Here is a 26290-nt window from a genome sequence, read left to right as displayed (position 1 = left end):
TCGCCGCCGGGCACATGGCTTGTCTTCCCGGAATCTGGCTTGCGTTATTGAGTAACGCCAGCCATCAATTACTGAATAACGGAAAGTTCGGCGGTGGCGCCGTAGTGTTCGCTGGTCGCTTTGATCGCGGCAGCGCCATTGGCCACCTGAATGTCGTTGCGATAGCTGCCACTGCTCATGACCTGCTCGCCCGGCACTACGCGGGTGCCTTGCGGCGCATCATTCTGCACAATAGGAAGTTGTTCCTGCCGATCACTGCTGCTGATGTCATCTTCTTCAAAATAACAACCACTGAGCAATGTGGCACCGCAGAGCATCACTGCGAGGTATTTCATGGTGTTCCCCCAATAGCCCGCCTGAAGGCGGAAACTGCCCGTGTGCGGGCTTATGATGCAGTTATACCCTGCCCGCCCCTGACAGTACAGCGCTCAGCCCGGACAGCCCGCAAGGGGCAACCCGGACTGCACACCACATTCTACTCTCGAATCTCTACTGGCCGCCTCGGTAAAGGTGTCCAAAACATGTCGTAGGTCGGCTTAGCCTGAAAGCCGTAAGCCGACATAAACCGGGCGGCGAATATTGACAGTCGGCTTACGGCTTCGCCTAAGCCGACCTACAAACTGACCTCGACGGACTACTGGCCGAGCTCCTGTTCGGTAAAGGTATCGGCAAACAAGGGGGAGCTGAGGTAACGTTCGCCGGAGTCCGGCAGCACCACCACGATGGTCTTACCGGCAAATTCCGGCTGCTGACTGAGACGATCCGCCACACACATGGCCGCCCCACAGGAAATACCCGCCAGAATACCTTCTTCCTGCATCAACTTGTGGGCCCACTCCATGGCCTCTTCGTTGCTGACCTGCTCCGCCCGGTCCACCACTGACATATCCAGGTTCTTGGGCACAAAGCCGGCGCCAATGCCCTGGATCTTGTGGGGGCCATGGGTCGGTTCTTCCCCTTTCAGGGCTGCCGAAATCATGGTTGAGGAATCCGGTTCCACGGCCACGGCGGTAATCGCCTTGCCCTGGGTGTTCTTGATATAGCGGGCCACACCGGTAATGGTGCCGCCAGTGCCCACCCCGCTCACCAGCACATCGATATCACCGCCGGTGGCGTCCCAGATTTCCGGGCCGGTGGTTTTCTCGTGAATGCCCGGATTGGCGGGATTATTGAACTGTTGCAGCATCAGATGGCTATCCGGGTTTTCTTGCACCAACTCTTCCGCCTTGGCGATGGCACCGGGCATGCCTTTCGGGCCAGGCGTCAGTACCAGCTTTGCACCCAACGCCTTGAGGATCTTGCGACGCTCCAGGCTCATGGAGTCCGGCATGGTCAGGACCAAATCGTAGCCCCGGGCGGCCGCCACGTATGCCAACGCAATCCCGGTGTTACCGCTGGTGGGTTCCACCAGGGTCATGCCCGGCTTCAGTGTACCGCTCTTCTCTGCATCCCAAATCATGGATGCGCCGATCCGGCACTTTACACTGCCTGCCGGGTTACGGGATTCGATCTTGGCGAGAATATTGCCCTGAGTGATGCGATTGATCTTCACTAGGGGGGTATTACCGATGGTTTCGCTATTGTCTTGGTAAATGCCGGTCATAATGCTCTCCTCCATTCTCGGCGCGCGTTGCGCAATGCCTTACTGTGGTTTGTCCTGCTTTTTAAGCCGCCGGTTCCAGCGTTGGCGCGCATACAGGCGCAGGTCGGCCACGTTATCGGTTTCATCCATGATTTCACGGCCCAGGATGCTTTCCAGAATATCTTCCAGGGTGATTAGGCCTACCCAAGTGCCGTGGTCATCATAAACCACTGCCATATGTTGACGTTGGGTCAGCATGGCACTAAACAAGTCCTCGATGCTCAGCGTGGTATGCACCATGGAGACCTCGCGGGCCAGCGCCTGCATGGTTTGCTCCGGGCCGCTCTCCAGCAAATCAGATTTGTGGATATAACCCTTTGCTTCGCCGCTGGCGCTCATTACCGGATAGCGGGAAAACGGCTGGCCTTTCTCCTGTTCCCGGAATTCGCTCACGGTCATGGTCGGTGCCACCATCCGGCAAACCGTGCTCGGCGTCATGATGGTGCCCACGCGAATGTCGTGCAGGCGCAGGATGTTGTGAATCACCCGGTGTTCATCGTCATCCAGCGCACCCTGGTCCTCGCCCATGTCGGCCAGCGCGCGGATTTCCGCCCGCACATCCACATCATGCTCATTGCCACCGATACGGCTGGTAATCAACTTGGACAACCACACAAACGGCAACAGCGACACCATGATGACCTTGAGTGTCGGCGGTAACGATGGAGCCAGTGACCGCCAGTATTTAGCACCAATAGTTTTCGGAATAATCTCGGAGAACACCAGAATCGCCAGCGTCATGATCCCCGACGCAGCCCCCAGCCAGGCTTCACCGAACACCACCGCCACCTGGGCACCGACGCCAGTGGCACCGACCGTGTGCGCCACGGTGTTAAGGGTCAGAATGGCCGACAGGGGCTTGTCGATATCATCCTTGAAGGCGCGCAGACTTTTGTACAGCTTCGGATTACTGTCGCGCAGGCCAGCAATAAAACTGGGGGTAATGGACAGTAGCGCCGCTTCGAGCACGGAGCACACAAAAGAAAAACCAATGGAAATGGTGGCGAAAATAATCAGCAACGTCACCGATGCATGCTCCTTATGCCAGCACGCAACCGGGCCCGACTGCGTGGATAAATATTATGACGGCACATGCGGTTAACGCGAATAGTGCCGGGCGAAGCCCGCCAACAGCTGGCGGACATTGGCCATGCCATCGTGGATGACGGCTTCGATTTCCGCCATGGTAATTTCATGGGTGGACTTGCCAGCCGCCGGATTGACCACCAGAGACAGCATGGCATAAGGCAATGCCAGCTCCCGGGCCAGTACGGCTTCAGGCATGCCAGTCATACCAACGATATCGCAACCGTCGCGTTCCAGGCGGGCAATTTCAGCGGCCGTTTCCAGTCGGGGGCCCTGTGTTGCGCCATAGCAGCCGCCATCATTCCAGTTCAGCTCAGCCGCCGCCAACCGGGCTTTCAACGCATTGCGTAACGTCACATCGAACGGCCAGCTGAAATCCACATGCACCAGAGGTTCATCCGGGTCATCGAACAGGGTCATATCCCGGCCGTAGGTGTAATCAATAATCTGATCCGGCAGCACCAACGCACCGGTGGGCGCCTGGGCGGTAATACCGCCCACCGCATTGGCGGCCACAATCGCTGTGGCGCCGGCCTCTTTCAACGCGGCCAAATTGGCACGGTAATTCACCTGATGAGGCAGCAATACGTGTGGATCACCATGGCGAGCGAGAAACAGGACGTTCTGGCCATCCAGCTCCCCTTCCACCACCGGTGCGGAAGGAGAACCAAACCGGGTTTCCACCGTGTGAGTCTTGATGATGCGCAGGTTGTCCATGCGCGTGAGGCCCGTACCGCCAATGAACGCCAACATCAGATGTCGCTCTCTTTTACCGCGTAGATGCCTGGCGCGTTACGCCAGAAGCCCTTGTAATCCATACCCATGCCGAACAGGTAATAATCCTCCGCTTCCAGCGCGGTGAAGTCGGCTTTCAGCCCCGGCTTGGCCTTGCGGTCGTGTTGCTTGTCCACCAGCACGCAGGTTTTCACCGACGCCGCGCCCTGGGCTTTGCAAGCCTCGATGATCGACAGCAACGTGGACCCCACATCCAGAATGTCATCCACAATGACCACATGGCGTCCTTCCAGGGTAGCGCTTGGCGTCACGATCCATTCCACATCGCCGCCAGTAGTGGCACCCAGATACCGGCTGGCGTGGAGGTAATCCATCTCCAGCGGAAAATCCAGGCGTTTGACCAGCTCCGCTGCGAAGATCATGCCGCCGTTCATGATGGTCACGAACACTGGCACCTTACCGGAGCAAGCTTCGGTCACTTCAAAAGCCAGTTTGCCGATGGCTTCCTGCACCTGATCAGAGGAATGCAGTTCGATGGCGTTGCGGCGAACCTGCATCAGTTCCTGTTGCAATGTATCAGCGCTGGACATGTTGTGCGTCCTCCGGATTGCTGTCTTCCAGCCCCGTTGCCGGAGCATCATCGTTCTGGCTGACCAGGTGCAGCGTACGTGTTGGGAACGCAAACTCGGCACCGTGCTCATGGACAATATTCATGATTTTCATGAGTACGTCCTGTTTGATTTCATGGTACTGCACCCACTGGGTGGTTTTGGTGAACGTATAGATAAAGAATTCCAGGTGAGAGGCTCCGTAACTGTCGAAGTTCACGATCAGCGTGCGGTTCTCTGTTTCCAGGTCTTCATGGTCAACCAACATGGTGCGCACATCGGCGACGATACCCGGCATCTTCTGCCAGTCGTCATAACGAATGCCGATTTTTTCATTGATCCGCCGATTAAACATGCGCGACGGATTTTCCAGCACGATGGAGGTAAACATGGCATTGGGAATATATAGCGGGCGCTGATCGAAAGTACGAATGCGCGTCAGGCGCCAACCGATATCTTCCACACTGCCTTCGATGGAACGATCCGGTGAGCGCACCCAGTCCCCGACCCGGAATGGCTTATCCAAATAAACCATCATGCCGCCGAAGAAGTTTGCCAGCAGATCTTTGGCCGCAAAGGCCACTGCCATGCCACCAATACCGCCAAAGGCCAGCACGCCAGATATGCTGTAACCCATGGTCTGAAGAATAATCAACAGGGACGTAATAATCACCGATACCCGCAGCAACTTGGCAATCGCCGCCGCAGTAGATTGATCCATGGGTTTGCGCATGCGGCCCGGATCAATCAGATTCTTTTCCGTATAGGAAATAAACCGACTCAGGAACATGGCAATAATAATGATAAAGGCGATACGGCGTGCCTGAGGGACGAATTCAAAAATAGCGTTTTCCTCTGCGGACACCGCCTGCAGCAGCTCCATGGACACCGACAAGCCGATTACCCAGAACACAAGACGTATGGGAATACGCACCGCTTCCAACAAGGCGTCATCCCACAGGGTTTCAGTTTTTCCAATTAACCGCTCGGCCACATCGATGCTGCGCATCAGAATAAAGTTGATGGACACCGTGCACAGCACAATGACAAACAGCTGCGTCAGCCAGATATCCATCGGCGTCTGATCCGTAGGCCACTGCAGCAGCTGATTCCAATCCCAGTTCATTACTGTTTTCCTTCGCGTTTACGGGTTCAGTGAGAGTCTGTTTCTTTCGTTAGTTTTGACGCAGGCCGGCTTTACAAAGCCACCTGCTCGCGCAATGCCGCGGCCAGTTCCGTTGCGGCTGCACGGCGCTCCGCCACCATGGGCAAGCGTGGTCGGGCACGCAGCCCGGCTGCCGGGACCTGGCCCTGGAACCGGTGCTTGCCCAGGAAGTCCAACACCTGCTCTGCCCCTTCGCGGCAATTACAGGCCAGCACCATGTCACAACCGGCCTCCAGGGCGGCCTGTGCTCGCTGCGCATAGCCACCCACACCGTGGGCACCCGCCATGGACAGGTCATCGGAAAAAATGACGCCCCGGAAGCCCAGCCGCTCACGCAACTGCGTTTGCAACCAGAAGCGCGAGAATCCCGCTGTCTGCTGCTCCACCGCGCTATAAATCACATGGGCGGGCATGATGCCGTCCAGTTTAGGCGCCAGCGCCATGAAGGGGCGCATATCCGCCGCTTCCAGGGCCGCCAGCGGACGCGGATCTACCGGTAATTCAAGGTGCGAGTCGGCAACCACATGGCCGTGCCCGGGAAAATGCTTGCCCGTGGCCGCCATGCCAGCGGCGCTCATTCCATCAATAAAGGCCCCGGCCAGGGCGGTCATGGCATCGGCGTCACCATGGAAGCTGCGATCACCAATCACCGAGCTGTTGCCGTAGTCCAGATCCAGCACCGGCGCGAAACTGATATCGATATCCAGCTCGGTCAGCTCCGATGCCATCAGCTCCCCCAGCAGCGCCGCTTCGCGTACCGCCTCTGTGGGAGACTGGTCATAACGCTGCCCCAACGTCGCCATGGGTGGCAGGCGCACAAAGCCGTCGCGGAAGCGCTGCACTCGCCCGCCTTCCTGATCCACAGCGATCAACATATCCGGGCGTACGGCACGCACTTGGCGCACCAGTTCGGCCAGCTGTTCGCGGTTGGCATAATTACGGGTAAACAGAATCAGGCCACCGGCACCGGGGTGAGCCAGCATGTCTTTTTCCGTGGCGCTGACTTCAAGCCCTTCCAGGTCGAGCATTAATAACGGGGAGGCGGATACAGACATGACAACCTTGTGGGCAGAGGACATTAATCGGTGATCGTCACCCGGGTACCCACCGGCACCTGGTCAAACAAACGGATCACCGCATCATTTCGCATCCGGATGCAGCCGTGGGAGGCAGGTGTCCCCATGGGCTCACTGTCCGGTGTGCCGTGAATATAAATAAAGCGCCGAAAACTATCCACGTCAGCGCCCAGATTCTGTCCTGGTTCCAGGCCGCCAAGCCAGAGAATGCGACTCAGCACCCAGTCACGCTCGGGAAAGCGGGCGCCCAGATCGGCGTCGAACACTTCACCGGAAAACTTGCGCCCCAGCAGCACCGCCCCTGGCGGTAGCCCGGCGCCGAAACGAGCCCGAACCACATGGGCACCTCGCGGCGTGGCGCCGCTGCCCATGGCTTCGCCAACACCGTTAGCGGCGGAGGAAATCGCAAAGCGCTCAGTCCGCGAGCCACGCAGCTCCAGCCATTGTTCAGACACGTTGATAATTAATTCCATGGGGATAGTTTCAAGTTGAAAGTGCAAAGTTGCAACGCGAACCCTTACCACATCATCGCGTCAGGCAACCGGCCAGCCTCACCCGTTACCGCCTTTACTTGTCCGTATGCAACGGCTGATCCGGCACTTCCGCCTGAATACCCCCGACCAGAAACGGCAGCAAGCGCTTGGTGATATCCGCTGTGCTGGCGTCCATGTTGAAATCGGCTTTGCTGATGCTTTGCAGCGACTGCATGCCCGACAGGGTAAAGATGACCGCCCCGAGACTGAACTGTACGCGCCAGAACAGTTCCATCGGTGGTACACCAGGCACCGCCTGATGCAGGTGGAGCTGCAAACGGGCGAACACGGCGCCGTAATGGGTGTGGAGATACTCGCGCAGGTGCCCCTGGGGCTGGCTGTAAGCCTGGCCTGATAGGCGGAAGAAGATGGCAGCGCGCTGGGGATCATCCGGGTGGGTGCCCAACGCCAAACGAAAGACGATGCCCAGCACGTTCTCGGGGGTATCGGGGATACCGGAGGCTTCCATTTCGTCGAGCTTGGCATCCAGCGCCAAGCTAAACGGTGTCAGAAACCGTTCAAAAACCGCCTGAATCAGCGCTTCCTTGGAGCCGAAATGATAATTCACCGCTGCCAGGTTCACCCCGGCCTTGCTGGTAATGGCGCGCAGGCTGGTTTCCGCGAAGCCCCTCTGGGCAAACAATACCTCTGCGGTATCAAGAATCCGGTCTACTGTGCCCGCCTGTGCCATAGCCTGCCCTGTGTGTTCAAAACATACGTTTCAAACATACGTTTGGCTGCCAGGAGGGTCAAGAAAGAAAGGCGGCAGTTCCCGTCAGCCTTTCGACGTTCAGCGTCAAGCACAGCACTAAAAGTAATACACCAATTCCGCCTGGACGAAGTCAGATCGGCTGATTGGTCCCAGGCCCGGGTTGCTGTTCACGTTGCGCAGGGCATCGCGGTACAGCGCGGACGCGCTTTGGGGTTTTCCGGTATCAGTATAGAACCGGGCTTCCAGGCTAGCCTTCAGGCTGTTACCAAAACGGCGACTGGATTCCAGGCTGATGGCTTTTTCCTCGTCTTCGGTGTCGTAAATAATGCCGGCGAGGATTTCTGTGGAGGCCACGTCGTTGAAGGTAAAACGGGTAGCCAGAAGCACATCGCTGGCCAGGGGCGACGCCAGGCTGTCGTCCCTGTCTTCCCAGATATACTCCACAATCCAGCCCAGATCCGCAGCCGTATCGAACAATCCCACCTGGGTATATTCAAAACCGCCATCCACGGCATTAAAACGTTCGCCCTGCCCGGACCGACTAATGGCTTCCAGCTTCCATAGCCAACCGCTGTTCAGGTATTGCAGCTCCAGGCCCGTCTGGTCGATAACGTTGTACAGCGGGGTAAATTCCGGGTCACTACCCGACGGTAATTGCCCGGTGGCAAGTAGCGCCTGCAGCTCGGCCAGCGTCAGAGAATCTGGAATTAGCAACGGGTCGCGGCTGGTGCCAGAGAAATGTGACAGCGCCAGCTCCAGCCCATTGTCGAAGTACTGCTGGTAACGGATGGCAAAATCCACCCGCTGGCTCTCTTTCGAAGATTCGTACTGCGCATTATCGGCCACAGGCAAGGGCGTGCGTGGACGGCCTTCTTCCCCGGCATAGGTCCGCTCACGAGAGCCCGGCAACACAAACACATCCACAATGCCCCAATCCCGTACCGTGGAAAGGTTGATCATGGGCTGGCCAAGCTTTTCTTCGCCATCTACCTGATCCACCTGATCGGTCTGGTTAATGATATCCACCAGATGACGACCTTCGGTGACGCCCCAGAATACCTTGCGGATACCGACCCGGGATTCCCAGCCATTGCCCACATGAATCCAGGACAACTCACGGATGTCCCAATGGGTGCGCTCCCCATCGTGCTCATCCACGCGGGCATAGGGAATAAACGTGAACAGGTCATCGCGATTATTCCACTCATGGAATATCTCCGGCTTGATATAGCCGGATCCATTGGTGGAATAATCCGCCTTGGGATAGGGAGAGTCCTGAGTGAAATAGCGCCCTTCCAGCGCCACTTCACCGCGAAATTCCCACGCAGGGGAAACAAGAGGCACCACCAGCAGCGATGCCGTTAGCAACCCGTTTTTCATGGTATTAACCGACGCAATCAACGGGCACGTTTCAGGCTATTCTTGTTGAAATCTGACTCGCTCAGACCCGTGTCATAACGGTAATTGCTCCAGAACAAGTCCGTGGATTTACCTGTCTGGTGATTGACCATGGACATCTTGCCGGGCTGCCAGTATTTGCCCTGGTACTGCGAAAAATCGCTGGCCGTGAGCGTCTTCAGCCGGCTTTTCTTGCGGTCGTAGTAGTCCACTTTCCAGGTGCGGTATTCCTGCTGGTCGATCCAGGAAACCTGCCGGGTATAGCCGGAGTCTTCATCTTGCGGATAACGTTCGACCACGAAACAGGTCAGCTCACCGCAAGCTTCGTCGCGCAGGTACTTGTACGTATACTTTTCGACTTCCTGCCCGCGCATATCTTCAAAACTGAATTCACTGCCCATGAAGGGGCCGGACTTGTTCCGCGACGCAATGGTCTTCACCCGGCGCAGAGCAGGTAGATACAGCCACTGGTCGTCGTCACGAGTCTTGTAGCTGAACGTGAGCATGGCGGTACCGCGCACGTCACGAGGGGTATCGAAGATGGTCAGACTCTTGTCGCCCTCCTCCTCGCCAGTGCCATCCAGCGTTTTCACGCGCAGCTCTCGGTCCGAGGTCTGGCCACTTTTGCTGATCAGCACCATCTTCATATCGGCCTGAAAATCCCCAAACCCCTCACCACGGCTATCCGCCTCCCGGGCGATCTCCAAGCCTTTTTCTTCCGGGGTCTGGGCCAATACGGCAGGTGCGGCCAGGGCCATTAACAAAGCGGCGGGCAGTAAGCGGGCGTTCATCGCATTCCTCACGGTACACATGTTTGGGGCTGCACCGGCAAAACGGGCAACAGCATGTTTACCATGATAGCGATCTGAACAGAAACAGCGATGCCAGAAGGGGCCAAAAGATAATTGGCAGTTGATAGTAGACAGTTGACAGCTACGCGCCCCCTACGATGCTTCTGGTTTCCAACGTAAGAGGCCGCGCCCCTTCTCTGGGCACGGCCTCTTACGTTGGAGCTAATGAAAGTGCTCAGCCGCGCACTGCCAACTGTCCACTATCAACTGTCACCTGACCTTTGAGCTTCACCACTCTTCCAGGTAGCCCATGCAATGTTCCACCAGCTCACTCACCCGAGTCACGCTGTCGGCAAGGCGCTGCAGGTCCCCCTCTGCCAAGGGCGCGTAGCGGTCTTCGGCCATCAGGTTAAGGGCATTTTCTTCGCTGGGTGGCGCCGGGCGGCGAGCCAGGCCCGCGGCGCCCAGGGCGGTCTGCATTTCCCCGTCCAGCCAGGCGATTAAATCTCCTCGATCAGCACGGGCGCGGGCCAGAATAGCGATTTCCGGGGCTTCAACGCCTGCATCCCGAAAGGCCTGTTCCAGCGCATCCAGGCTGAACAAGGTGTCCGCATCGGTCACTTGAAAGGTCTTGCCGGATTGCCGCGCCAGCCCCACCAGCACCGAATACAAATGAAACACCACCGCCCCGCGTAACGCCAGACGCACAGTCGGTGTGGCATCGGCCTGATCATGGGTCAGCTGGCGCAACAGGGACTTGGCAAAATAAATGCGCTCGCGCAAACCGCTGACGGTGTTATCTCGAACCATTCTGGACATGGGAACACTCCGCATCAGGCAACACGCGCCACGCAACACGCCCCATGGGGCCGTGTTGCATGATGCGTGATGCTTGCTGGATTACTTCTTGGCGGCGGCTTTCTTGGCCGGGGCTTTCTTTTTTGCTGCCTTTTTCTTGGCAGCGGCCTTCTTCTTCGCGGGGGCTTTTTTCTTGGTCTGTTCTTCGACCCATTTGCCATCGCGATAGAACGCCATCCAGCCGGTGGCCTTACCGTCGATTTCGCTCATCACGTACTGCTCTTTGGCCTTGCGGCTGTAGCGCAGTACGCCTTTGTTGCCATCCGGGTCTGCGGCTGGCGCCTCGGCCAGGTAGGCGTGTTTGGGGTCCAGCTGCTTGGCCACGCTCTGAATCTCTTCGATCAGCGGCGGGCGCGTTTCCCGATTTTTCGGGAACTTGCTGGCGGCCAGGAACAGCCCAGAGGCACCATCACGCAGCAAGTAGTGGTCATCCACTTTTAGACATTGCAGGTGCGGCATGGGGATCGGATCTGCCCGCGGCGGTGCTGGTTCGCCACTCTTGAGCAACTTGCGGGTGTTACCACACTCTTCATTGGTGCACTTGAAGAACTTGCCGAAGCGACCGGTGCGCAATTGCATGTCGTTTTCGCACTTCTCGCATTCCAGTACCGGGCCATCGTAACCCTTGATACGGAATTCGCCCTTCTCGATCACATAGCCATCACAGTCCGGGTTATTACCACAGATGTGCAACTTGCGTTTTTCATCGATCAGGTAATTTTCCATGGCAGTGCCACACTTTTCGCACCGCTTTTTGCTGCGCAGTTCGTTGGTTTCCGCTTCCTCATCATCCGCTTTCACCGTTTCGGCTTCTTCGCCGGGCAGCAGATTCAGGGTGGCGGTGCAACGCTCTTTCGGCGGCAAACCGTAACCGGAACAGCCCAGAAATACCCCGGTGGAGCCGGTGCGGATCTGCATCGGGCGACCACAGGTGGGGCATTCTATGTCGGTATCAGTGGGCAGGTTGGCGCGCATACCGCCCACAGCCTGCTTGCCACTGCCTTCACCCTGGGCGGCATCCAGCTTGCTGACGAAGTCCTTGTAGAATTCGTTCAGCACGTCCTGCCAGTTTCGTTGCCCTTCGGCGACTTCATCCAGGGTTTCTTCCATGCTGGCAGTGAAACCGTAATCCATCAGGTTGGGGAAATTCTCCACCAGACGGTCGGTGACGATGTCACCCATTTTTTCAGCGTAAAAACGGCGGCTATCCTGACGCACGTAACCGCGATCCTGAATCGTGGAAATAATCGCAGCATAGGTGGACGGGCGGCCAATGCCGCGCTTTTCCAGTTCCTTGACCAGGCTCGCTTCGGTGAACCGGGCCGGCGGCTTGGTGAAGTGCTGGTTGGCATCCACGTTGTCGATGGCCAACACATCGCCTTCTTTCACATCCGGCAACAGGGTGTCTTCCTGGCCCTTGCGCGAAGCTGGCGGCTGAATGCGGGTCCAACCATCGAACTTCATGATGCGCCCTTTGGCTTTCAGCTCGTAACCGTTGCCGGTCGCCGTCAGGGTGGAGCTCAGGTATTCCGCCGGGGGCATCTGGCAGGCGATGAACTGTCGACGAATCAGCTCGTAAAGGCGCTGGGCGTCGCGTTCCATGTCTTTCAGGGAGTCAGAGGTGCGCCGCACATCCGAAGGACGAATGGCTTCGTGCGCTTCCTGGGCTCCTTCCTTGCTGCTGTAGGACAGCGGCGCATCAGGCAGGTACTTGTCACCCAGTTTTTCGCCAATCCACTCCCGGCAGGCCGCCACAGCGTCTGAACTCAGGTTGGTGGAATCGGTACGCATATAAGTAATGTGGCCGGCTTCGTAAAGCCGCTGCGCCATCATCATGGTCTTTTTCACCCCGAAGCCCAGCCGTGTACTCGCGGCCTGCTGCAGGGTAGAGGTAATAAAAGGCGCCGACGGCTTGGAGCGGGTGGGCCGCTGCTCTCGCTGGCTGATGGTCAGGGTACCGGCGTTTTCCAGTGCCTGTTTGTGGGCACCGGCATCATCACCATTGTCAGGGCGGAATGCCTTGCCGTTATGTTTTGCTACCTGCAGGCGCAGGGCTTCGCCATCGCCGCTGTGGGTGTCACTGTACAACTCCCAGAATTCTTCCGGAATAAAGGCGCGGATTTCACGTTCACGCTCTACCACCAGCTCCACAGCGACGGACTGTACCCGACCAGCGGACAGTCCACGGGCGATCTTTTCCCACAGCAATGGGGAGATCATGAAACCCACGACCCGATCCAGAAAACGTCTGGCCTGCTGCGCTTCTACCCGGTGCAGGTCCAGCTTGCCGGGTTCTTCGAACGCCGCCTGGATCGCTTTCTTGGTAATTTCGTTGAACACCACCCGGTCGAACCGGTCATCTTCTCCGCCAATGACTTCCCGCAGGTGCCAGGCAATCGCCTCCCCTTCGCGGTCCAAATCCGTTGCGAGATAGATGCGGTCTGCTTTCGCAGCCAGGCGTTTCAGTTCATCGACCACCTTGTCTTTGCCGGGAAGCACCTCATAGTGGGCAGCCCAGCCTTTTTCCGGGTCGATCCCCATGCGGTTAACCAACTGCTTCTTGGCCTTCTTCTTTTTATAGGCATCCCGCTCCTCCTTGGGCAGGGAGCGAGTGTAGGCCGCTTCCTTGGCCCGCTCCTGAGGGGTGCTCTTTTTGGAGCCGCCACTGACCGGCAGATCCCGCACGTGGCCGACACTGGACTTCACAATGAAGTCGTCGCCCAGGTAGCGGTTGATGGTCTTGGCCTTGGCAGGCGACTCCACAATTACTAGCGATTTTCCCATTCTCAGGTACTCGACATCCGGTCTAAGGCTCGTGATGGGCGCTATTTAGACAGCGCCGGTATAGGCGGGTCAAGCAGGAAGTGCCCCCCCTTTCCTTTTTTAGTAGTAGTACAGGCAGCCCTGTCAGGGCAACCCTCATCTGTGAAACAGCCGCTAGCAACGCCGACAAAGCGCGCTATACTGCAGGAAACCTCACGTTTTCAGGGAGAGAACCGTGCCCAGCCCCTACCGCAAAATCTTGGTTGCCATTGATGGCAGCGACGAATCCCCCCAGGTGCTGTCCCGCGCCGCTGGCGTACTGTCTGGCAATGATGGTGAGCTGCATCTGATCCATGTCATCGAACCGTTGGCCCTGGCCTACGGCGCGGATGTGCCCATGGATGTGACGGATTTGCAAAGCGGGCTGATGAAACAGGCCCGTGAAATGGCGGACAAATACGCCGGGCAGTACAGCATTCCTGAGGGCAACGTTTATGTGGACATGGGGTCCATCGAAAAGACCATTCTCGACAAGGCGGACAAGATAGGAGCGGATTTGATCGTGGTGGGCAGCCATACTCGCAGCGGTCTCGCCCTGCTGCTGGGCTCAACTGCGCGCGGCCTGGTGCCCGGCGCCCATTGCGACGTACTGGCCGTCAAGGTCGACCAGTAGCCGCAGCGAGCCGAAAAGGCATTACCACGCGCAGACTGCGCGCAAGTGTGAATCAGGTCAGTTGTAGTGTGCCGGTGCTCGCCTGCCCTTCTCCGTTCCAGCGACACAGCAATTCAGCCAGCCCCTGAGCCTGCACCTTCAGCGCAGCCAGCTCTTCCGGGCTGTTCTTCTCTCCGTGAAAAACCGGCAGTTTGCGCATGGAATGCACCAGTTCATGGGTCGGCGCCTGCATTCGCTTCACTTCCAGGGTCCAGCGAATGTGGTGAACGATCATATGGAAAAACGCCAATCGGGTCGCCAGCGAATAAGGGCCGTCATCGTCATTGAATTCGTTAAAATCCAGGCTCGCCAGCACCGCTTCGCGCGCGTTATCTGCAACGGTAATCGTGGCACTGCGCGGGGTCCCCAGCAACATGGACAGGGTCCCGAAAACTTCTCCGGGAGAAACATAATAAAGCGGCGACTCCTGGGCATTATCCGACAATACTTCCAACTGACCTCGAAGCAGGAAATACAGGGTGGAATCCACCTCACCGGCGCGAATGACACTTTCCCCGGACGCTGCCACCCAAAGACGAGTGGTCTTTTCAAGCTGAACAAATTCGTCCTGATCATCACGGGCGATTTCATTAAAAAACGGCACACCCGCTAACAGCTGGCGCCGCCGTTGCTGGCCGAAATCATTATTATTGGCCTGCTCCATCCACTATCCCCACTGTTTTGATGGCACTGTTACCCTTTGTACACATGCTAGTACCCGCGCCTTAGCAGGGCAACGACATGGACGTAAAAGCGGGATAAAATTTCGGCCAATAACTGTTCAAATAACACTGTTCATATTATCAGTGCCTGTGCTAGCATCCAAAATGTAGCACTGCCTGTCAGCCACGACTTACAAGCCCAGGCAAGCAACGATACAAATGCCTACACGCAACGGGTGACAGGCATGGGATTAACGCGCACGACGGCAAGGCTTGGCCCATCATGGCCACCGGCAAGCGCTCTACTCTGCACGAAACAGGGAGAAGGTTATGAGCAGCAAACTTACCGACCGACAGCAGCAGGTTCTCGATTGCATCCGCGAATGCCTCTCGGACAGCGGCATGGCCCCCACCCGTGCAGAGATTGCCGACATCATGGGGTTCCAGTCCAAGAATGCGGCTTCGGACCATCTCCGCGCACTCGAACGCAAGGGCTACATCAAGCTGCACAGTGACCGCTCGCGGGGTATTCAGCTGCTGGATAACGCCTACTGGGGTGAAGAAGAGCTGCCCATTGTCGGTAGAGTCGCTGCCGGCGTTCCCATTGAAGCCATCGAGAACGTGGAACGCACCGTGCCGGTCCCCCAGGGGCTGTTCAAACAACGGCCTACCTATCTGTTGAAGGTACAGGGCGACAGTATGGTGGATGCGGGGATCTTCGATGGCGACCTGATTGCCGTGCGTAAATCCAATGTGGCACGATCCGGTGAGATTGTTGTGGCTCGCATTGACGAAGAAGTCACGGTGAAGACTTTAAAGTTGAATAAATCCAGCGCCACCCTGCTACCGGCCAACGAAGCCTATGAGCCCATCAAGGTGCCCGCTGATCAACTTATCATCGAAGGCATTTTTGTGGGGCTGATTCGTGACCCGAACTCTTATTAAGACCTGTATCCACGCGGGTATAACTACCTGCCTAATTGTATGGAGTGCGTTTGCCATGGCTGATACCCATCTTCTTGCGCCCTGCCCGGACTCCCCTAACTGTGTGTCCAGCCTGGCCACACAGAGCGACAAGCGCGCAGCCCCTTTGCAGGTGGCCAGCGACCGGGAAAGCAGCCTGAAAAAACTGGAAGGCCTGCTGGGTGATCTTCCTCGGGTGGAATACGACGTGGTCGGCCAATCGCGCATTCAGGCGCGCTTCACCAGCCGAATTCTGCGGTTTGTGGACGATGTAACCTTCTACGTTCGTGATAACGGTGTAGTGGAAGTGCGCTCAGCCTCACGGGCGGGTTACTGGGATTTAGGTGCCAACCGTCGTCGGGTAGAATCTCTGCGCGAGCAGCTATCTGAAAAGGACCCCGATGACCGCACCTCACAGCAACACGCCTTCAAAAACGCCGAGCACCGCGCCTGATCAATGGGCTGATATCGGGGTTAACCTGACCGATCGGCAATTCCATGACGATCGCGACACAGTGATTGAGCGGGCGGCCGCAGCCGGGGTCGCCTGGCAGTTGATTACCGGCACCAATATCGACGAGTCGCGCGCCGCCATCGCCTTGGCCGACGAACACCCCAGCCTTTTTGCCACCGCCGGTCTGCACCCGCACAGTGCCCGTTTTTACTCCTCTGCCCTGGAAAAGGAACTGCGAGAATTGCTCGCCCATGAGCAGACGAAAGCCGCAGGCGAAATGGGCCTGGATTTCAATCGCGACTTCTCCCCTCGCCCCGACCAAGAGCGCGCATTCGAAGCCCAACTGGCACTGGCGGCAGAGATGAAACTGCCGGTTTTCCTCCATGAACGCGACGCCCACGAGCGCTTTCTGCCAATACTGAAAAGCTTCCGCGACGACCTGCCTGGTGCCGTCGTGCATTGCTTCACTGGCTCTCGTCAGGCGCTATTTGCCTACCTGGACCTGGATTGCCATATCGGCATTACTGGTTGGATTTGCGACGAGCGGCGCGGCAAATCACTGGCTGAACTGGTGCCCAACATCCCCGATCAACGCCTGCTGCTGGAGACCGACGCCCCCTACCTGCTGCCTCGTGATTTGCCGGAGCCGCCACCGAAAAAACGCCGCAATGAGCCATCGCTACTTCCCTGGATTGGCCAGCGTGTCGCACAATTACGCGGGCAGCAGACAGAGGAAGTCGCCGCCATAACCTATGCTAATACGGTGAACTTGTTTCGCTAACACAAGCGTTTAAAAGGATCGGCGGAGAGGGGCTCTCGTCCATTTTCGCCCTACGGCTCACTGGTTATGCAGGGCGAAAATCGGCGAACGCCGATCTCCGCCGCACAGCCAGCGTAGATCTGAGTCGTCGTGTAGGTCGGCTTTACCCAAGGACACAGAGAGTCTGAAAGCCGTCACCCGACATCTAGGAAAGAAACTGCTGCACATCCAGCAGACCAAAGGGCCAGGCCAGCTCGCGGCCCTCGCATGCCAGCACCGGGATGCGCTCACCATACTGTTCGATCAGTGCATCCTCCTCGGCAATATCCACGTGGGTAAGCACCAGCCCCGGATTCACCATGGCAACCAGCTCACTGGCCTGATCGCACAGGTGACACCCAAGAGTCGTGTAGAGCAAAACCGTCATGCATCCTCCACATGACGAATCGCGTAGCAATAATGAATTTTCTCATTACGCCGAAAGTCTTCCGGGATACTCCAGCGGGAAATATCTTCCACGTCGAACCATTTACTGATGCTTTCATCCATCTGGAAACGGCGGTAATTACAGGAGAAATACAACACCCCGCCCGGCTCCAGACAACGCATGATTTTGCGAATCAGATCGCCGTGATGCTCTTCCACCACAAAGTCACTCCGTGATTTGTTGTTGGAAAAAGTGGGCGGATCGCAGAACACCAGGTCGAACTGCTCCTTGCATTCATCCAGCCAGCGCATGGCATCCATACGGGCCAGCTCGTGCTGGTCGGTGGAGAACCCATTAGCCGCCAAGTTACAGGCCGTCCAGTCCAGATAGCGTTTCGAAGAATCGACGGTAACCGTACGTTTGGCGCCACCGACGGCAGCATGCACCGTAGCCGAACCGGTGTAGGCAAACAGATTCAGGAAACGCTTGCCGCTGGCCTGCTCCGCAATGCGCAGTCGCGTGGGACGGTGATCCAGAAACAAACCGGTATCCAGGTAATCCTGCAAGTTAATCAGCAATTGCGCCTGTCCTTCACGCACTACCCGATAGTGCCCCTGGGTATCCAGCTTTTGGTATTGCTGGTTCCCCTTCTGTTTCTCGCGCGTGCGCAAGTGTACCTGCTCACGGTGCACGCCAAGAGCCGCCCGCACCGCCGTTACCGCCCAGTCACGCCGGGCCTTGGCTTTTTCAGGGTCAATGGTTTTCGGCGCCTTGAATTCCTGCACCAGCACCTGGTCGCCATAGATATCCACCGCCACATTGAATTCCGGCAGGTCGCGATCATAGAGGCGGTAACACTGGATATCTTCCCGCTCCAGCCAGCGACGCAAATGCTTGCCGTTTTTACGCAAACGGTTGAGCAAAGGCTGCGCGCCTTCCGGCACATTAAAAGCGCCTTCATCAGCGACTTGCGCCACCGCAGGCGGTGTTTGCTTGCGTGGGGAATACAGGCGAATAAAGTTATTGAAAGGCCCGTTCTTCAAGCGCCATTGCTGCTCCAGGTTCATCCCGGAACGATCCATCACATCCACATCGGCGCCTAACAGCAACGCTTGATAACCCGGCGCACGCACCGCAAGAATCCGGCCGATAGAATAGTGTAACCAGCCCGCCTGTTGCTTCTCATCAAGACGCTCACCCCAGGGCGGGTTGCCCACCACAATGCCGTTGGCGACAAAGTCGCGTGGCCGCAGCGCACCCAGCTCCCGGCGCTCAAAATGAATCGCATTACGCACCCCGGCACGCTCGGCGTTCTGCAGTGCCAACGGCAGAGTCTTGCTATCGGCATCAAAGCCCTTCAACGACAAGGTCGGCACCGGGCGCTTGGCGCTATCACCGGCTTCTTGCTGAGCGTCTAACCACAGCTGGCGTCGGCAACCGCGCCAGTGCTGAAAACCATAGTGCTGACGCTGGGCCCCTGCGGCCCGGCCTGCGGCCATTAGCGCCGCTTCGATCACCAAGGTGCCACTGCCACAGAACGGATCCAGCAAGGCCGGAGGGCGATCCGGCTTACCCCAACCAATGGCCCATAACATAGCCGCTGCCAGCGTTTCACGCAGCGGCGCGCGGCCCCCGGCGAGACGGTAGCCACGACGATGAAGTGGCTCACCAGCCAGGTCCAGCCACAAATGCGCTTCGTTCAAATCCAGACGCGCACGAATACAACAACTGCCTTTGGGCTCCCGAGAGATCGCAAATTGCGTGGGCAGCGCCTGAATAAAGCGCTTGGTGCTGATGCGGTTATCGCCTCGCACTTCTGCACCATGCTCCATATGCACGTGTACCGGCGCATTGTTGCCCACCAAAGACAGCCAATCCTGGCTGGCAGCCAGTTTTTCCGGGGCGATATCAGGGGTGACCCCCAACGTGGCCAGATGCAACAGAACCCGCTCGGACAGGCGCGACCACAGACATACCTTAAGGGCGTCCGCAGAGCCCCCGGTGAAGCTCACGTGGGCGCGCCCGGTTTCTGTTACGGATATCCCCAGTGAAGACAGTTCGTCACTGAGCAGATCTGCCAGGCCCGGCATGCAGGTGGCCACAAATTCCATTACCAAATCCTCTTAAGTGACTGATTCATGTCCCATTCAAAAACTAACTGCTTGTTTTTCATGGCATTACACAAACGGTCATCAACCTGTCCTTTATACGTCATATGCTTAACCAGCACTGACCATATTGCTACATGGTATTCGACACCACCTTACCGCTTTCCCATACTGAATGTGTCGGCCCCGCTACTTGGCTACGTTTTCAGCCGAGGGGCCATTTTTCGGTACCGCTATCTGTGAAAGGGAAAGCGTTTATGAAGCGACAAAAACGTAGTAAAGACGACCGCGCTTACAACCGGGGATACAACGCCGGCCTGGATGGAAAATCCCGTGAAGATTGCCCGTTTGGCACTCTCCAGGCACGCACCAACTGGATGGGGGGATGGCGTGAAGGTCGCACTGACTTTGCCCACGGAATGCTTGGTGTCGCCAGCATCCAGAATCTGAAAAATATCGGTTAACTTCTTCCAGTTTCACAACGCCGACGCGTTCAGCGCGCCGACCCACAGGGCCCCACCCGGGCCCTTTTTAATGCCTAGCGTCTAGCCAGCAGCGGATAGCTCAAATCCCCTTCGGCCAGGCACGGGCAATATCACCGATCAGACCCGGCCCCTGGTAGATCAAACCACTGTAAATCTGTACCAGATCCGCCCCCTGGCGCTGCTTCTCCAGTGCATCATCTGCGCTGTTAATTCCGCCCACGCCAATAATGGGAATACGGCCATTGAGCGCATGGCGCATGGCAGCCAGCGCCCGGTTGGCGATCGGGGTTAACGGCGCGCCACTGAGTCCGCCCTGCTCTTCACCGTGTTTCAGGGCCTGCACACCATCGCGGGACAGGGTGGTATTGCCCACGCAAACCCCGTCGATACCGTGCTGCACAAACGCTTCCGCCATCCCCTGCAGCTCTTCTTCACTGTTGTCCGGGGCAATCTTGATGACTAGCGGCACCCGGCGACGATGCTCCTGATCCAGCCGTGTCTGAGCTTCGCGCAACGTACCCAGCAAATCATCCAGGGCGGCGCCGTGCTGCAGGGTTCGCAACCCCGGCGTATTGGGGGATGACACATTCACCACCAGGTAGCTGGCATAGGCATGCACTTTCTGTTGGCAAATCAGGTAATCCTGCACCGCATCTTCCACCGGCGTGTCCTTGTTTTTGCCGATATTGATACCCAACACCCCCTGATAACGGCTGCGCTTCACCGCCCCCACCAGGTATTCCACCCCTAAATTATTAAAGCCCATCCGGTTAATCAGGGCCTGGGCCTGGGGTAAACGAAACAGGCGCGGCTGAGGGTTGCCCAGTTGCGGGCGCGGCGTGACGGTTCCCACTTCAACGAACCCAAAGCCCAGATCGGCCAGCCCATCGATACAATCACCGTTCTTGTCCAGGCCCGCCGCCAGCCCCACCGGGTTGGCAAACTCGATCCCCATTACCTCTTTCGGCGCCGCCGGCACCGCACCGGGCCACAACTTGCCAGCACGCTTGCGCAGCAATGCCAGCGTCAGCTCGTGGGAATGCTCTTCAGAGAGAGAGAACAGTAAAGGTCGTGCCAGGGAGTACAGCATGAAAGCGCCCGATCGGTGGTAATCGGCGGCATTATAGCCAAGCACCCCGGTGACTTCGATGTTTTGTGTCGGACAGTGAGGCGAACGGCGAATCCATTGAAACTCCGGCTCACGCTCCGCCTCCTCTCACACCCCGTGACGCCGTGCGTGTTGCATGCAGCATGAAGCGTGTAGCAGCCGCAGAGCGGCACAAAAAAAGCCCGGCAGAGCCGGGCTTGAAAATAACTAACGAATCAGCGCGCCAGTTAACTGCGCAGTTTGGCGCGGGCCGGGTCCGGCTTGAGCAGGAAGCGAGCCAGAGCCGGCAAAAGCCATAGGGCTCCAATCATGTTCCACAGGAACATAAAGGTCAGCAGGATACCCATATCCGCCTGGAACTTGATGGAACTGAACCCCCAGAAGACAACACCCACAGCCAGGGTAATACCGGTGAACGCTACCGCCTTACCTGTGGTTTTCAGTGTCTGCTTGTAGGCCTCTTCCAGCTCCATACCCTGCTTCAGGTATTCAGACAGCTTGCTGTAGATATAAATACCGTAATCCACGCCGATACCCACACCCAAAGCGATCACTGGTAGCGTTGCGACTTTGACACCGATACCCAGGTGCGCCATCAGCGCCTGACAAAGAATCGAGGTGAGCCCCAGCGGCACAATGATACAAATCACAGCCCGGAAAGAACGGAAAGCAATCAGAATCAGCACCGACACCACCGCGTAAACCAGCGCCAGCATGGGATACTGGTTCTCTGCGATGGTCTGGTTGGTCGCGGCTTCCACGCCCGCGTTACCCGAGGCCAGCTTCAGCTCCATCACATCCTTGTTGTTACGGGTCTCGGCAAAGTCGGCCACGGCACCGGTAACACGTTCCAGCGTCTCGGCCTTGTGATCATCCAGGAACACATAAACCGGGGTCAGGGAACAGTCCAGGTTGTACAGGCTGTCCGGCATGAACCCCATCACGTTGTTCAAGGCGTACTGGTCCCGGGAAATGGTCGCCCATTTCATGGAGCCTTCATTCATGTTGGTGGAGATCAGTTTCGTCGCAGACGCGATGGTCGTCACGTCCTGCACCCCTTCCACGTTGCGCAGGTTCCACGCCAGATCATCGACGGTCTGCATCGCTTCATAGGTGTTACAGGATTCCACCGGCGTCTTGCCCATCACTACCAACACATCCGCACTCACCGAGTAGTTCGATACCAGGAAGTTCACGTCATGGTTGTAACGGTAGCGGGGCTTGGGCTCGTAGCCACGCGGGCAATCCATGTCTTCACACGGGTCCGGCCAGAGTTCGGGAGCGCCCTTGTCCAGATCACCGATTTTCAGGTCCTGGCTCATGTAAATCCCTACACCGTAACCCGCAACCGCCACGGCAATGGACAAAGCGGCCAATGGGGTGCGAGTAAAGCGGGCAAACAAGCCTGCCAACGGGTGATCTTTCTTTTCCCCTGCCTGAATCTTGCGAATGGAAGCGCCACTCACGCCCAGGTAAGACAGCACCAATGGCACGACCACCAGGTTGGAAATGATGATTACCGCCACGCCGATACTGGCCGCCATGGCCAGCTCACGAATCACGCCCACATCGATCATGTAAAGTGTGAGGAAACCGATCGCATCCGACACCAGCGCCACCATGCCCGGCACACACAGCGCCTGGAAAGTAGAGCGTGCAGAATCCAGTGAGCTACGCCCTTCCGCGGCATAGTTGGCCAGGGTGTTAACGATCTGAACACCGTGAGATACCGCGATGGCGAAGACCAGGAACGGCACCAGCATGGAATAAGGGTCAATGGTGAACCCCAGGCTGCTAACAATACCCAGCTGCCAGATCACCGCCACAAAAGAGCAGGCTGTCACGGTCAGTGCACTGCGCAGACAGCGCGTGTCGATCAACAGCAGCAGCGCGATCAAACCCAGGGTGAAGAAGAAGAACATCGCCACTTCTTCCGCCGCGGCCATCACATCGCCCGCTTTCTTCGCCAGGCCGACAATGTGGATCCGAACGTTCGGGTATTTATCCTGATACTTGCCGCGAATTTCTTCCAGGCGGGCAGACAGGGCTGGAATATCAACACCGTCATCACCCAGCGCGTCCAACAAATAGGCATGCACCACACTGGACTGGAAGTTATCGGCGACCAAACGGCCCACCTGCCCGGAACGCAGCACATTGGTACGCAACTGTTCCAAGGAGTCTTGTGAACCATCGTAGCCTGCGGGAATCACTTCCCCGCCCTGAAAGCCCTGCTCGGTGACTTCGTTCCAGCGTACGTTGCTGGTCCACAGTGAGCGAATTTTGCTCGGATCAACGCCTTCCAGCGCGAAGACTTCGTCAGTGATTTCTTTCAACGCATTGGCGTAGTCCGCATTGAAAATGTCATCACTCTGGGTTTCCGCAACAATCACACGGACGTCATTACCCAGGCTCAAGTCATTCTGGTGTTCCAGAAAATTCTGGATATAAGGATGATCCAGCGGGACCATCTTGCGAATATCGGTGTTCAGTTCGATCTTGCTTGCCTGGAAACCCAACAGCACGGTGGCTGCGATAAAGGCCAGCAGAATCAGGGGCCGAACAGCAAACAGCCCACTGGCAATACTTTTGGAAATGCGACCTGACATTGCTGTGCCCCTTATTTAACGTCTTCAATCACGCGCAGCCCACCCTGCCCGGCGACAAGAATGCCACCTGCATTACGGGGAAGAACGGCGGAGATGGAATCGCGATCCGGCAAGAACCGCAGGGAAAAAGATTGACCGCCATCATGGCTGGTAAGAATGCCTCCGGCATTGGTGACCAGCACCACAGTGCCATCCGCCAGTACCGTGCCATCGTTAACACCGCGGGTCAGCTTTGAGGGAATTTTCGCCCAGCTGCGACCCCGGTTGGCCGTCAACCACACATTACCCTGCAGGCCGTAAGTCAGCGCATTATAATCAGAGATCGCGGTCACCCCGAACAGGGTGCCGCCATAGGGGCTTTGCAGCTTTTCCCAGCTCATGCCCTTGTCAGCAGAGTGGTACATCACGCCTTTCTCGCCCACCACGTAACGGTCGTTCCCGCCTTTGGCTGCGGCATAGTCATACAAATGCCAACCGTCACGGTTATCCAGACGATCCAGGGCTTTATTCCAGGTTTCGCCACCATCGGTGGTTTGCAGGAAGTAACCATAGCCACCTACAGCAACCGCACGGTCGCGGCTATCGCAGAACACATCCAGCAACGGCGCACCGGAGGTATCCACTGGTGCCATGGCAGCACTATCACCGTACAGGTCGTCGCCTTCATCGCCGTAGGCATCATCGCCATACGGGTCGCCATAGAGGTCATCCATGGCGTAGTCATCCAGCTCTTCCTCAACCGGGGCAGCATCCTCACTGCTCCCCAAGGGGTCGCTGTACTGTACTGTCCAGGTTTCCCCACCATCATCGCTGCCAAGCACCACCGCATCGTGGCCAACGGCCCAACCATGGCGAGCATCAGCAAAACACACCGAAGTGAGCAGCACTTCAGATGGCGTTACCGCCTGCTTCCAGTGATCACCTTGATCATCGGAATAGAGAATTTTACCCCGATCACCCACCGCAACGATCCGGCTATCCGCATAGGCGATATCCAAATAGTTGTTGGCAGTAACCAGAGGTGCATCATTCGAAACGAAATCTGCCTGCAGAGGCGCAGACAGCATGGCCGACAGGGCCATTAACACTGTTTTTTTCATTGTCCCTTACTCTTCCCGAGGGCCCCGTTCCAGGGCCGAGCACAAAACGACCGGGGGCCATGGGCGTCCCGGTCGTTTTGCCTTGCCGACTTCCTTGAGCCGGCGTTTTTATAATTAACGACCGCGGCGGCGTAGCGCTGCCGGGTGGAAATAACGGTCGCTTGGTACCGGCTGGCTGTAATCAAGCATTGTTGACTCTTCGTTATCCAGGAACTGCACGTGGTAACGCTGAGCTCGCAGATCGTGGAATGTATCGAGCGCAGTCCACTGGGTCGGCACTTCGTAGTAGTTCTTGATGTAGGCCAGGCTAACGCGCCACAGCTCGCCACGACGGTCGTACTGGTCGATAGCGGCAATCTGCCAGGAGTCCGCATCAATATAGAAGCGACGCTTCTCATAGATGTGGCGCTCACCTTCTTTCAGGTTGGCTTCCACCACCCAGACACGGTGCAGCTCCCAACGCTGGTAGTCCGGATTCACGTGACCTTGCTGCAGCAACGTCTCGTACTTCACATCCTGGCTATCCAGTTTGTAGTTGTTGTACGGAATGAACATTTCCACCGGCTTGTCGCTAACCAGCTTCCAGTTGTACTTGTCTGGCGCACCGTTATACATGTCGGTGTCATCAGCAGTACGCAGGCCATCGGCCGCAGCAATCGGCGTGTCGTAAGCCAGGTTCGGTGCACGGCGCACACGACGCTGGCCGGCATTGTAGCCCCAGGCCTGACGCGGCATTTTCTGTTGGTCCAGCATTTCGTGTACCAGTACCGCACCACCCGCCAGACGTGCCGGCGCTTTGGTGAAGGACAGGTAGTAGAAAATGATGTTATCCAAAGTCTCGAAGTTGTACTTCGGATCGTAGTAGCGGAAATACACTTCCTGCTGCGAGGTAATCAGCGAATAGGCACCGCTACGCTGCACGGCAACTTCTGACGCACGACGTACCACGTACAGACCACGCCAGCGCAGAATATGGTTCCAGATTGCCTGCTTGGCTTTCTGTTCGTTGGTACCGCTCAGAATCGGGAAGGGAATACCACCAAACGCGTTGTCCACACCGGTTTCACCCAGCTTCGCTTTGGTAGCGTTGCTTTTGGTGTTGTCGTACACCCATTGCGGCGCAGATGTGGAGCGGTGACTCGGGTACACATTCAGCTTGAAGGTATCCGGGTAGGTTTTCAGCATGGCCTGCACACCGTCCGGCACCTTGTCCGCATACTTGGACACGTTCTGGGCGTTGATGGTGAAGGCGATTTTGTCAGACTTGTACGGGTCCGGATGATGCTGGCCCGGACGAGTGTACTCCTTGGGAATATCCTTACGCTGGATACCACCGGTGTAATCCGGAATACCCAGACCTGTAGAGGTAGCTTTGCCGTTGCCTTTAATCTGTGCACCGAAAGGCGTCAGGGATTTACCCAGCTTCGCCGCTTCCTGGCTGGATACACCAGCGTGCACATTGGCCGCCACGCTCAGAGACAGTGCCAGGGCACCACCCATTGCGGTCAGTTTCTTCAACATGATTGCTCTCCGTT

The 26290-nt window shown here is 57.3% G+C and carries 25 protein-coding genes; 5 read left to right on the top strand and 20 right to left on the bottom strand.

All coding sequences use genetic code 11. The features are described 5' to 3' along the window. Nucleotides 1-68: 68 nt before the first annotated feature. The 13 genes from ABNH18_RS06960 to topA all read right to left on the bottom strand — a co-directional run bounded on the left by ABNH18_RS06960 (nt 69) and on the right by topA (nt 13388). Entirely contained in the window at nt 69-335 is a 267-nt protein-coding gene (locus ABNH18_RS06960) for a hypothetical protein (protein WP_349382119.1), read from the bottom strand. A gap of 299 nt (nt 336-634) precedes the next feature. Beyond that, nucleotides 635-1603, bottom strand: coding sequence for a cysteine synthase A (cysK, locus tag ABNH18_RS06955; RefSeq protein WP_349382118.1), 969 nt, complete (start codon nt 1601-1603; stop codon nt 635-637). A 39-nt stretch (nt 1604-1642) separates the two neighbouring features. Continuing rightward, nucleotides 1643-2668 carry a CNNM domain-containing protein gene (locus ABNH18_RS06950; RefSeq protein WP_349382117.1) on the bottom strand — a complete coding sequence of 342 codons (1026 nt, stop codon included), beginning with the start codon at nt 2666-2668 and terminating at the stop codon, nt 1643-1645. 72 nt (nt 2669-2740) lie between these two features. After that, the gene (locus tag ABNH18_RS06945; RefSeq protein ID WP_349382116.1) at nt 2741-3481 is read right to left on the bottom strand and encodes an S-methyl-5'-thioinosine phosphorylase; all 741 of its coding nucleotides are present in this window, start codon (nt 3479-3481) and stop codon (nt 2741-2743) included. Beyond that, complete coding sequence (locus tag ABNH18_RS06940) at nt 3481-4053, bottom strand: hypoxanthine-guanine phosphoribosyltransferase (protein ID WP_349382115.1); 573 nt, start codon at nt 4051-4053, stop codon at nt 3481-3483. The genes ABNH18_RS06945 and ABNH18_RS06940 overlap by 1 nt, the downstream gene beginning before the upstream one ends. Beyond that, entirely contained in the window at nt 4040-5197 is a 1158-nt protein-coding gene (locus ABNH18_RS06935) for a mechanosensitive ion channel family protein (RefSeq protein WP_349382114.1), read from the bottom strand. Before ABNH18_RS06935 ends, ABNH18_RS06940 begins: the two co-directional genes overlap by 14 nt. Nucleotides 5198-5268: 71 nt before the next feature. Further along, on the bottom strand, nt 5269-6315 hold the full coding sequence (gene nagZ / locus ABNH18_RS06930; RefSeq protein ID WP_349382113.1) for a beta-N-acetylhexosaminidase: 1047 nt from the start codon (nt 6313-6315) through the stop codon (nt 5269-5271). Continuing rightward, entirely contained in the window at nt 6315-6785 is a 471-nt protein-coding gene (locus ABNH18_RS06925; RefSeq protein ID WP_349382112.1) for a L,D-transpeptidase family protein, read from the bottom strand. The genes nagZ and ABNH18_RS06925 overlap by 1 nt, the downstream gene beginning before the upstream one ends. Nucleotides 6786-6879: 94 nt before the next feature. Continuing rightward, on the bottom strand, nt 6880-7536 hold the full coding sequence (locus ABNH18_RS06920) for a TetR/AcrR family transcriptional regulator (protein WP_349382111.1): 657 nt from the start codon (nt 7534-7536) through the stop codon (nt 6880-6882). Between the two features lie 117 nt (nt 7537-7653). Further along, nucleotides 7654-8937 carry a hypothetical protein gene (locus ABNH18_RS06915; protein ID WP_349382110.1) on the bottom strand — a complete coding sequence of 428 codons (1284 nt, stop codon included), beginning with the start codon at nt 8935-8937 and terminating at the stop codon, nt 7654-7656. Between the two features lie 17 nt (nt 8938-8954). Then, entirely contained in the window at nt 8955-9746 is a 792-nt protein-coding gene (locus tag ABNH18_RS06910) for an outer membrane lipoprotein-sorting protein (RefSeq protein WP_349382109.1), read from the bottom strand. A 288-nt stretch (nt 9747-10034) separates the two neighbouring features. Further along, entirely contained in the window at nt 10035-10565 is a 531-nt protein-coding gene (locus ABNH18_RS06905; RefSeq protein ID WP_349382108.1) for a hypothetical protein, read from the bottom strand. Nucleotides 10566-10646: 81 nt separating this feature from the next. Beyond that, on the bottom strand, nt 10647-13388 hold the full coding sequence (topA, locus tag ABNH18_RS06900; protein ID WP_349382107.1) for a type I DNA topoisomerase: 2742 nt from the start codon (nt 13386-13388) through the stop codon (nt 10647-10649). A 214-nt stretch (nt 13389-13602) separates the two neighbouring features. Here topA and ABNH18_RS06895 point away from each other — a divergent pair, with 214 nt between their 5' ends. Further along, nucleotides 13603-14040 (top strand): universal stress protein, encoded by a 438-nt coding sequence (locus tag ABNH18_RS06895; protein WP_349382106.1) that lies wholly within the window; start codon nt 13603-13605, stop codon nt 14038-14040. Between the two features lie 52 nt (nt 14041-14092). Here ABNH18_RS06895 and ABNH18_RS06890 read toward each other — a convergent pair whose 3' ends face one another. Further along, the gene (locus ABNH18_RS06890; RefSeq protein WP_349382105.1) at nt 14093-14743 is read right to left on the bottom strand and encodes a cyclic nucleotide-binding domain-containing protein; all 651 of its coding nucleotides are present in this window, start codon (nt 14741-14743) and stop codon (nt 14093-14095) included. A 328-nt stretch (nt 14744-15071) separates the two neighbouring features. On the opposite strand from ABNH18_RS06890, the gene lexA reads away from it, so the two are divergent. Genes lexA through ABNH18_RS06875 form a run of 3 tightly spaced genes read left to right on the top strand, consistent with a single transcriptional unit; the run spans nt 15072 to nt 16939 of the window. Beyond that, nucleotides 15072-15686 carry a transcriptional repressor LexA gene (gene lexA / locus ABNH18_RS06885; protein WP_349382104.1) on the top strand — a complete coding sequence of 205 codons (615 nt, stop codon included), beginning with the start codon at nt 15072-15074 and terminating at the stop codon, nt 15684-15686. Between the two features lie 55 nt (nt 15687-15741). Beyond that, nucleotides 15742-16158: a DUF1499 domain-containing protein gene (locus tag ABNH18_RS06880; RefSeq protein ID WP_349382103.1), complete on the top strand. Its 417-nt coding sequence runs from the start codon at nt 15742-15744 to the stop codon at nt 16156-16158. Then, nucleotides 16106-16939, top strand: coding sequence for a TatD family hydrolase (locus tag ABNH18_RS06875; RefSeq protein WP_349382102.1), 834 nt, complete (start codon nt 16106-16108; stop codon nt 16937-16939). The genes ABNH18_RS06880 and ABNH18_RS06875 overlap by 53 nt, the downstream gene beginning before the upstream one ends. 184 nt (nt 16940-17123) lie before the next feature. On the opposite strand, the gene ABNH18_RS06870 is transcribed toward ABNH18_RS06875, so the two are convergent. Together ABNH18_RS06870 and rlmKL are read right to left on the bottom strand one after the other, a co-directional pair. Beyond that, nucleotides 17124-17345, bottom strand: coding sequence for a glutaredoxin family protein (locus ABNH18_RS06870; RefSeq protein ID WP_349382101.1), 222 nt, complete (start codon nt 17343-17345; stop codon nt 17124-17126). Beyond that, the gene (rlmKL, locus tag ABNH18_RS06865; RefSeq protein ID WP_349382100.1) at nt 17342-19456 is read right to left on the bottom strand and encodes a bifunctional 23S rRNA (guanine(2069)-N(7))-methyltransferase RlmK/23S rRNA (guanine(2445)-N(2))-methyltransferase RlmL; all 2115 of its coding nucleotides are present in this window, start codon (nt 19454-19456) and stop codon (nt 17342-17344) included. The genes ABNH18_RS06870 and rlmKL overlap by 4 nt, the downstream gene beginning before the upstream one ends. A gap of 254 nt (nt 19457-19710) precedes the next feature. Between rlmKL and rmf the strand changes: the two genes are divergently transcribed. Continuing rightward, nucleotides 19711-19917: a ribosome modulation factor gene (gene rmf, locus ABNH18_RS06860; protein WP_007149522.1), complete on the top strand. Its 207-nt coding sequence runs from the start codon at nt 19711-19713 to the stop codon at nt 19915-19917. Nucleotides 19918-20017: 100 nt separating this feature from the next. On the opposite strand, the gene ABNH18_RS06855 is transcribed toward rmf, so the two are convergent. The 4 genes from ABNH18_RS06855 to ABNH18_RS06840 form a co-directional block, all read right to left on the bottom strand. Then, nucleotides 20018-21028, bottom strand: coding sequence for a quinone-dependent dihydroorotate dehydrogenase (locus tag ABNH18_RS06855; RefSeq protein WP_349382099.1), 1011 nt, complete (start codon nt 21026-21028; stop codon nt 20018-20020). 245 nt (nt 21029-21273) lie between these two features. Next, a complete protein-coding gene (locus ABNH18_RS06850; RefSeq protein ID WP_349382098.1) occupies nt 21274-23655 on the bottom strand; it encodes an efflux RND transporter permease subunit in 2382 nt (793 codons plus the stop codon). An 11-nt stretch (nt 23656-23666) separates the two neighbouring features. After that, nucleotides 23667-24755: a WD40/YVTN/BNR-like repeat-containing protein gene (locus tag ABNH18_RS06845; RefSeq protein ID WP_349382097.1), complete on the bottom strand. Its 1089-nt coding sequence runs from the start codon at nt 24753-24755 to the stop codon at nt 23667-23669. 114 nt (nt 24756-24869) lie between these two features. Further along, nucleotides 24870-26276 carry a DUF1329 domain-containing protein gene (locus ABNH18_RS06840; protein WP_349382096.1) on the bottom strand — a complete coding sequence of 469 codons (1407 nt, stop codon included), beginning with the start codon at nt 26274-26276 and terminating at the stop codon, nt 24870-24872. Nucleotides 26277-26290 lie beyond the last annotated feature (14 nt).

The organism is Alcanivorax sp., assembly GCF_040118815.1.
Taxonomy (GTDB): domain Bacteria; phylum Pseudomonadota; class Gammaproteobacteria; order Pseudomonadales; family Alcanivoracaceae; genus Alcanivorax.
This window is presented reverse-complemented; position numbering and strand designations above follow the sequence as displayed.

Excerpts from the sequence above, each read along its gene's own strand:
- ABNH18_RS06960 (WP_349382119.1), bottom strand. The coding sequence starts at position 335 with ATGAAATACCTCGCAGTGATGCTCTGCGGTGCCACATTGCTCAGTGGT.
- cysK (WP_349382118.1), bottom strand. The coding sequence starts at position 1,603 with ATGACCGGCATTTACCAAGACAATAGCGAAACCATCGGTAATACCCCC.
- ABNH18_RS06945 (WP_349382116.1), bottom strand. The coding sequence starts at position 3,481 with ATGTTGGCGTTCATTGGCGGTACGGGCCTCACGCGCATGGACAACCTG.
- ABNH18_RS06940 (WP_349382115.1), bottom strand. The coding sequence starts at position 4,053 with ATGTCCAGCGCTGATACATTGCAACAGGAACTGATGCAGGTTCGCCGC.
- ABNH18_RS06935 (WP_349382114.1), bottom strand. The coding sequence starts at position 5,197 with ATGAACTGGGATTGGAATCAGCTGCTGCAGTGGCCTACGGATCAGACG.
- nagZ (WP_349382113.1), bottom strand. The coding sequence starts at position 6,315 with ATGTCCTCTGCCCACAAGGTTGTCATGTCTGTATCCGCCTCCCCGTTA.
- ABNH18_RS06925 (WP_349382112.1), bottom strand. The coding sequence starts at position 6,785 with ATGGAATTAATTATCAACGTGTCTGAACAATGGCTGGAGCTGCGTGGC.
- ABNH18_RS06920 (WP_349382111.1), bottom strand. The coding sequence starts at position 7,536 with ATGGCACAGGCGGGCACAGTAGACCGGATTCTTGATACCGCAGAGGTA.
- ABNH18_RS06915 (WP_349382110.1), bottom strand. The coding sequence starts at position 8,937 with ATGAAAAACGGGTTGCTAACGGCATCGCTGCTGGTGGTGCCTCTTGTT.
- ABNH18_RS06910 (WP_349382109.1), bottom strand. The coding sequence starts at position 9,746 with ATGAACGCCCGCTTACTGCCCGCCGCTTTGTTAATGGCCCTGGCCGCA.
- ABNH18_RS06905 (WP_349382108.1), bottom strand. The coding sequence starts at position 10,565 with ATGTCCAGAATGGTTCGAGATAACACCGTCAGCGGTTTGCGCGAGCGC.
- topA (WP_349382107.1), bottom strand. The coding sequence starts at position 13,388 with ATGGGAAAATCGCTAGTAATTGTGGAGTCGCCTGCCAAGGCCAAGACC.
- ABNH18_RS06890 (WP_349382105.1), bottom strand. The coding sequence starts at position 14,743 with ATGGAGCAGGCCAATAATAATGATTTCGGCCAGCAACGGCGGCGCCAG.
- lexA (WP_349382104.1), top strand. The coding sequence starts at position 15,072 with ATGAGCAGCAAACTTACCGACCGACAGCAGCAGGTTCTCGATTGCATC.
- ABNH18_RS06880 (WP_349382103.1), top strand. The coding sequence starts at position 15,742 with ATGGCTGATACCCATCTTCTTGCGCCCTGCCCGGACTCCCCTAACTGT.
- ABNH18_RS06875 (WP_349382102.1), top strand. The coding sequence starts at position 16,106 with ATGACCGCACCTCACAGCAACACGCCTTCAAAAACGCCGAGCACCGCG.
- ABNH18_RS06870 (WP_349382101.1), bottom strand. The coding sequence starts at position 17,345 with ATGACGGTTTTGCTCTACACGACTCTTGGGTGTCACCTGTGCGATCAG.
- rlmKL (WP_349382100.1), bottom strand. The coding sequence starts at position 19,456 with ATGGAATTTGTGGCCACCTGCATGCCGGGCCTGGCAGATCTGCTCAGT.
- rmf (WP_007149522.1), top strand. The coding sequence starts at position 19,711 with ATGAAGCGACAAAAACGTAGTAAAGACGACCGCGCTTACAACCGGGGA.
- ABNH18_RS06855 (WP_349382099.1), bottom strand. The coding sequence starts at position 21,028 with ATGCTGTACTCCCTGGCACGACCTTTACTGTTCTCTCTCTCTGAAGAG.
- ABNH18_RS06850 (WP_349382098.1), bottom strand. The coding sequence starts at position 23,655 with ATGTCAGGTCGCATTTCCAAAAGTATTGCCAGTGGGCTGTTTGCTGTT.
- ABNH18_RS06845 (WP_349382097.1), bottom strand. The coding sequence starts at position 24,755 with ATGAAAAAAACAGTGTTAATGGCCCTGTCGGCCATGCTGTCTGCGCCT.
- ABNH18_RS06840 (WP_349382096.1), bottom strand. The coding sequence starts at position 26,276 with ATGTTGAAGAAACTGACCGCAATGGGTGGTGCCCTGGCACTGTCTCTG.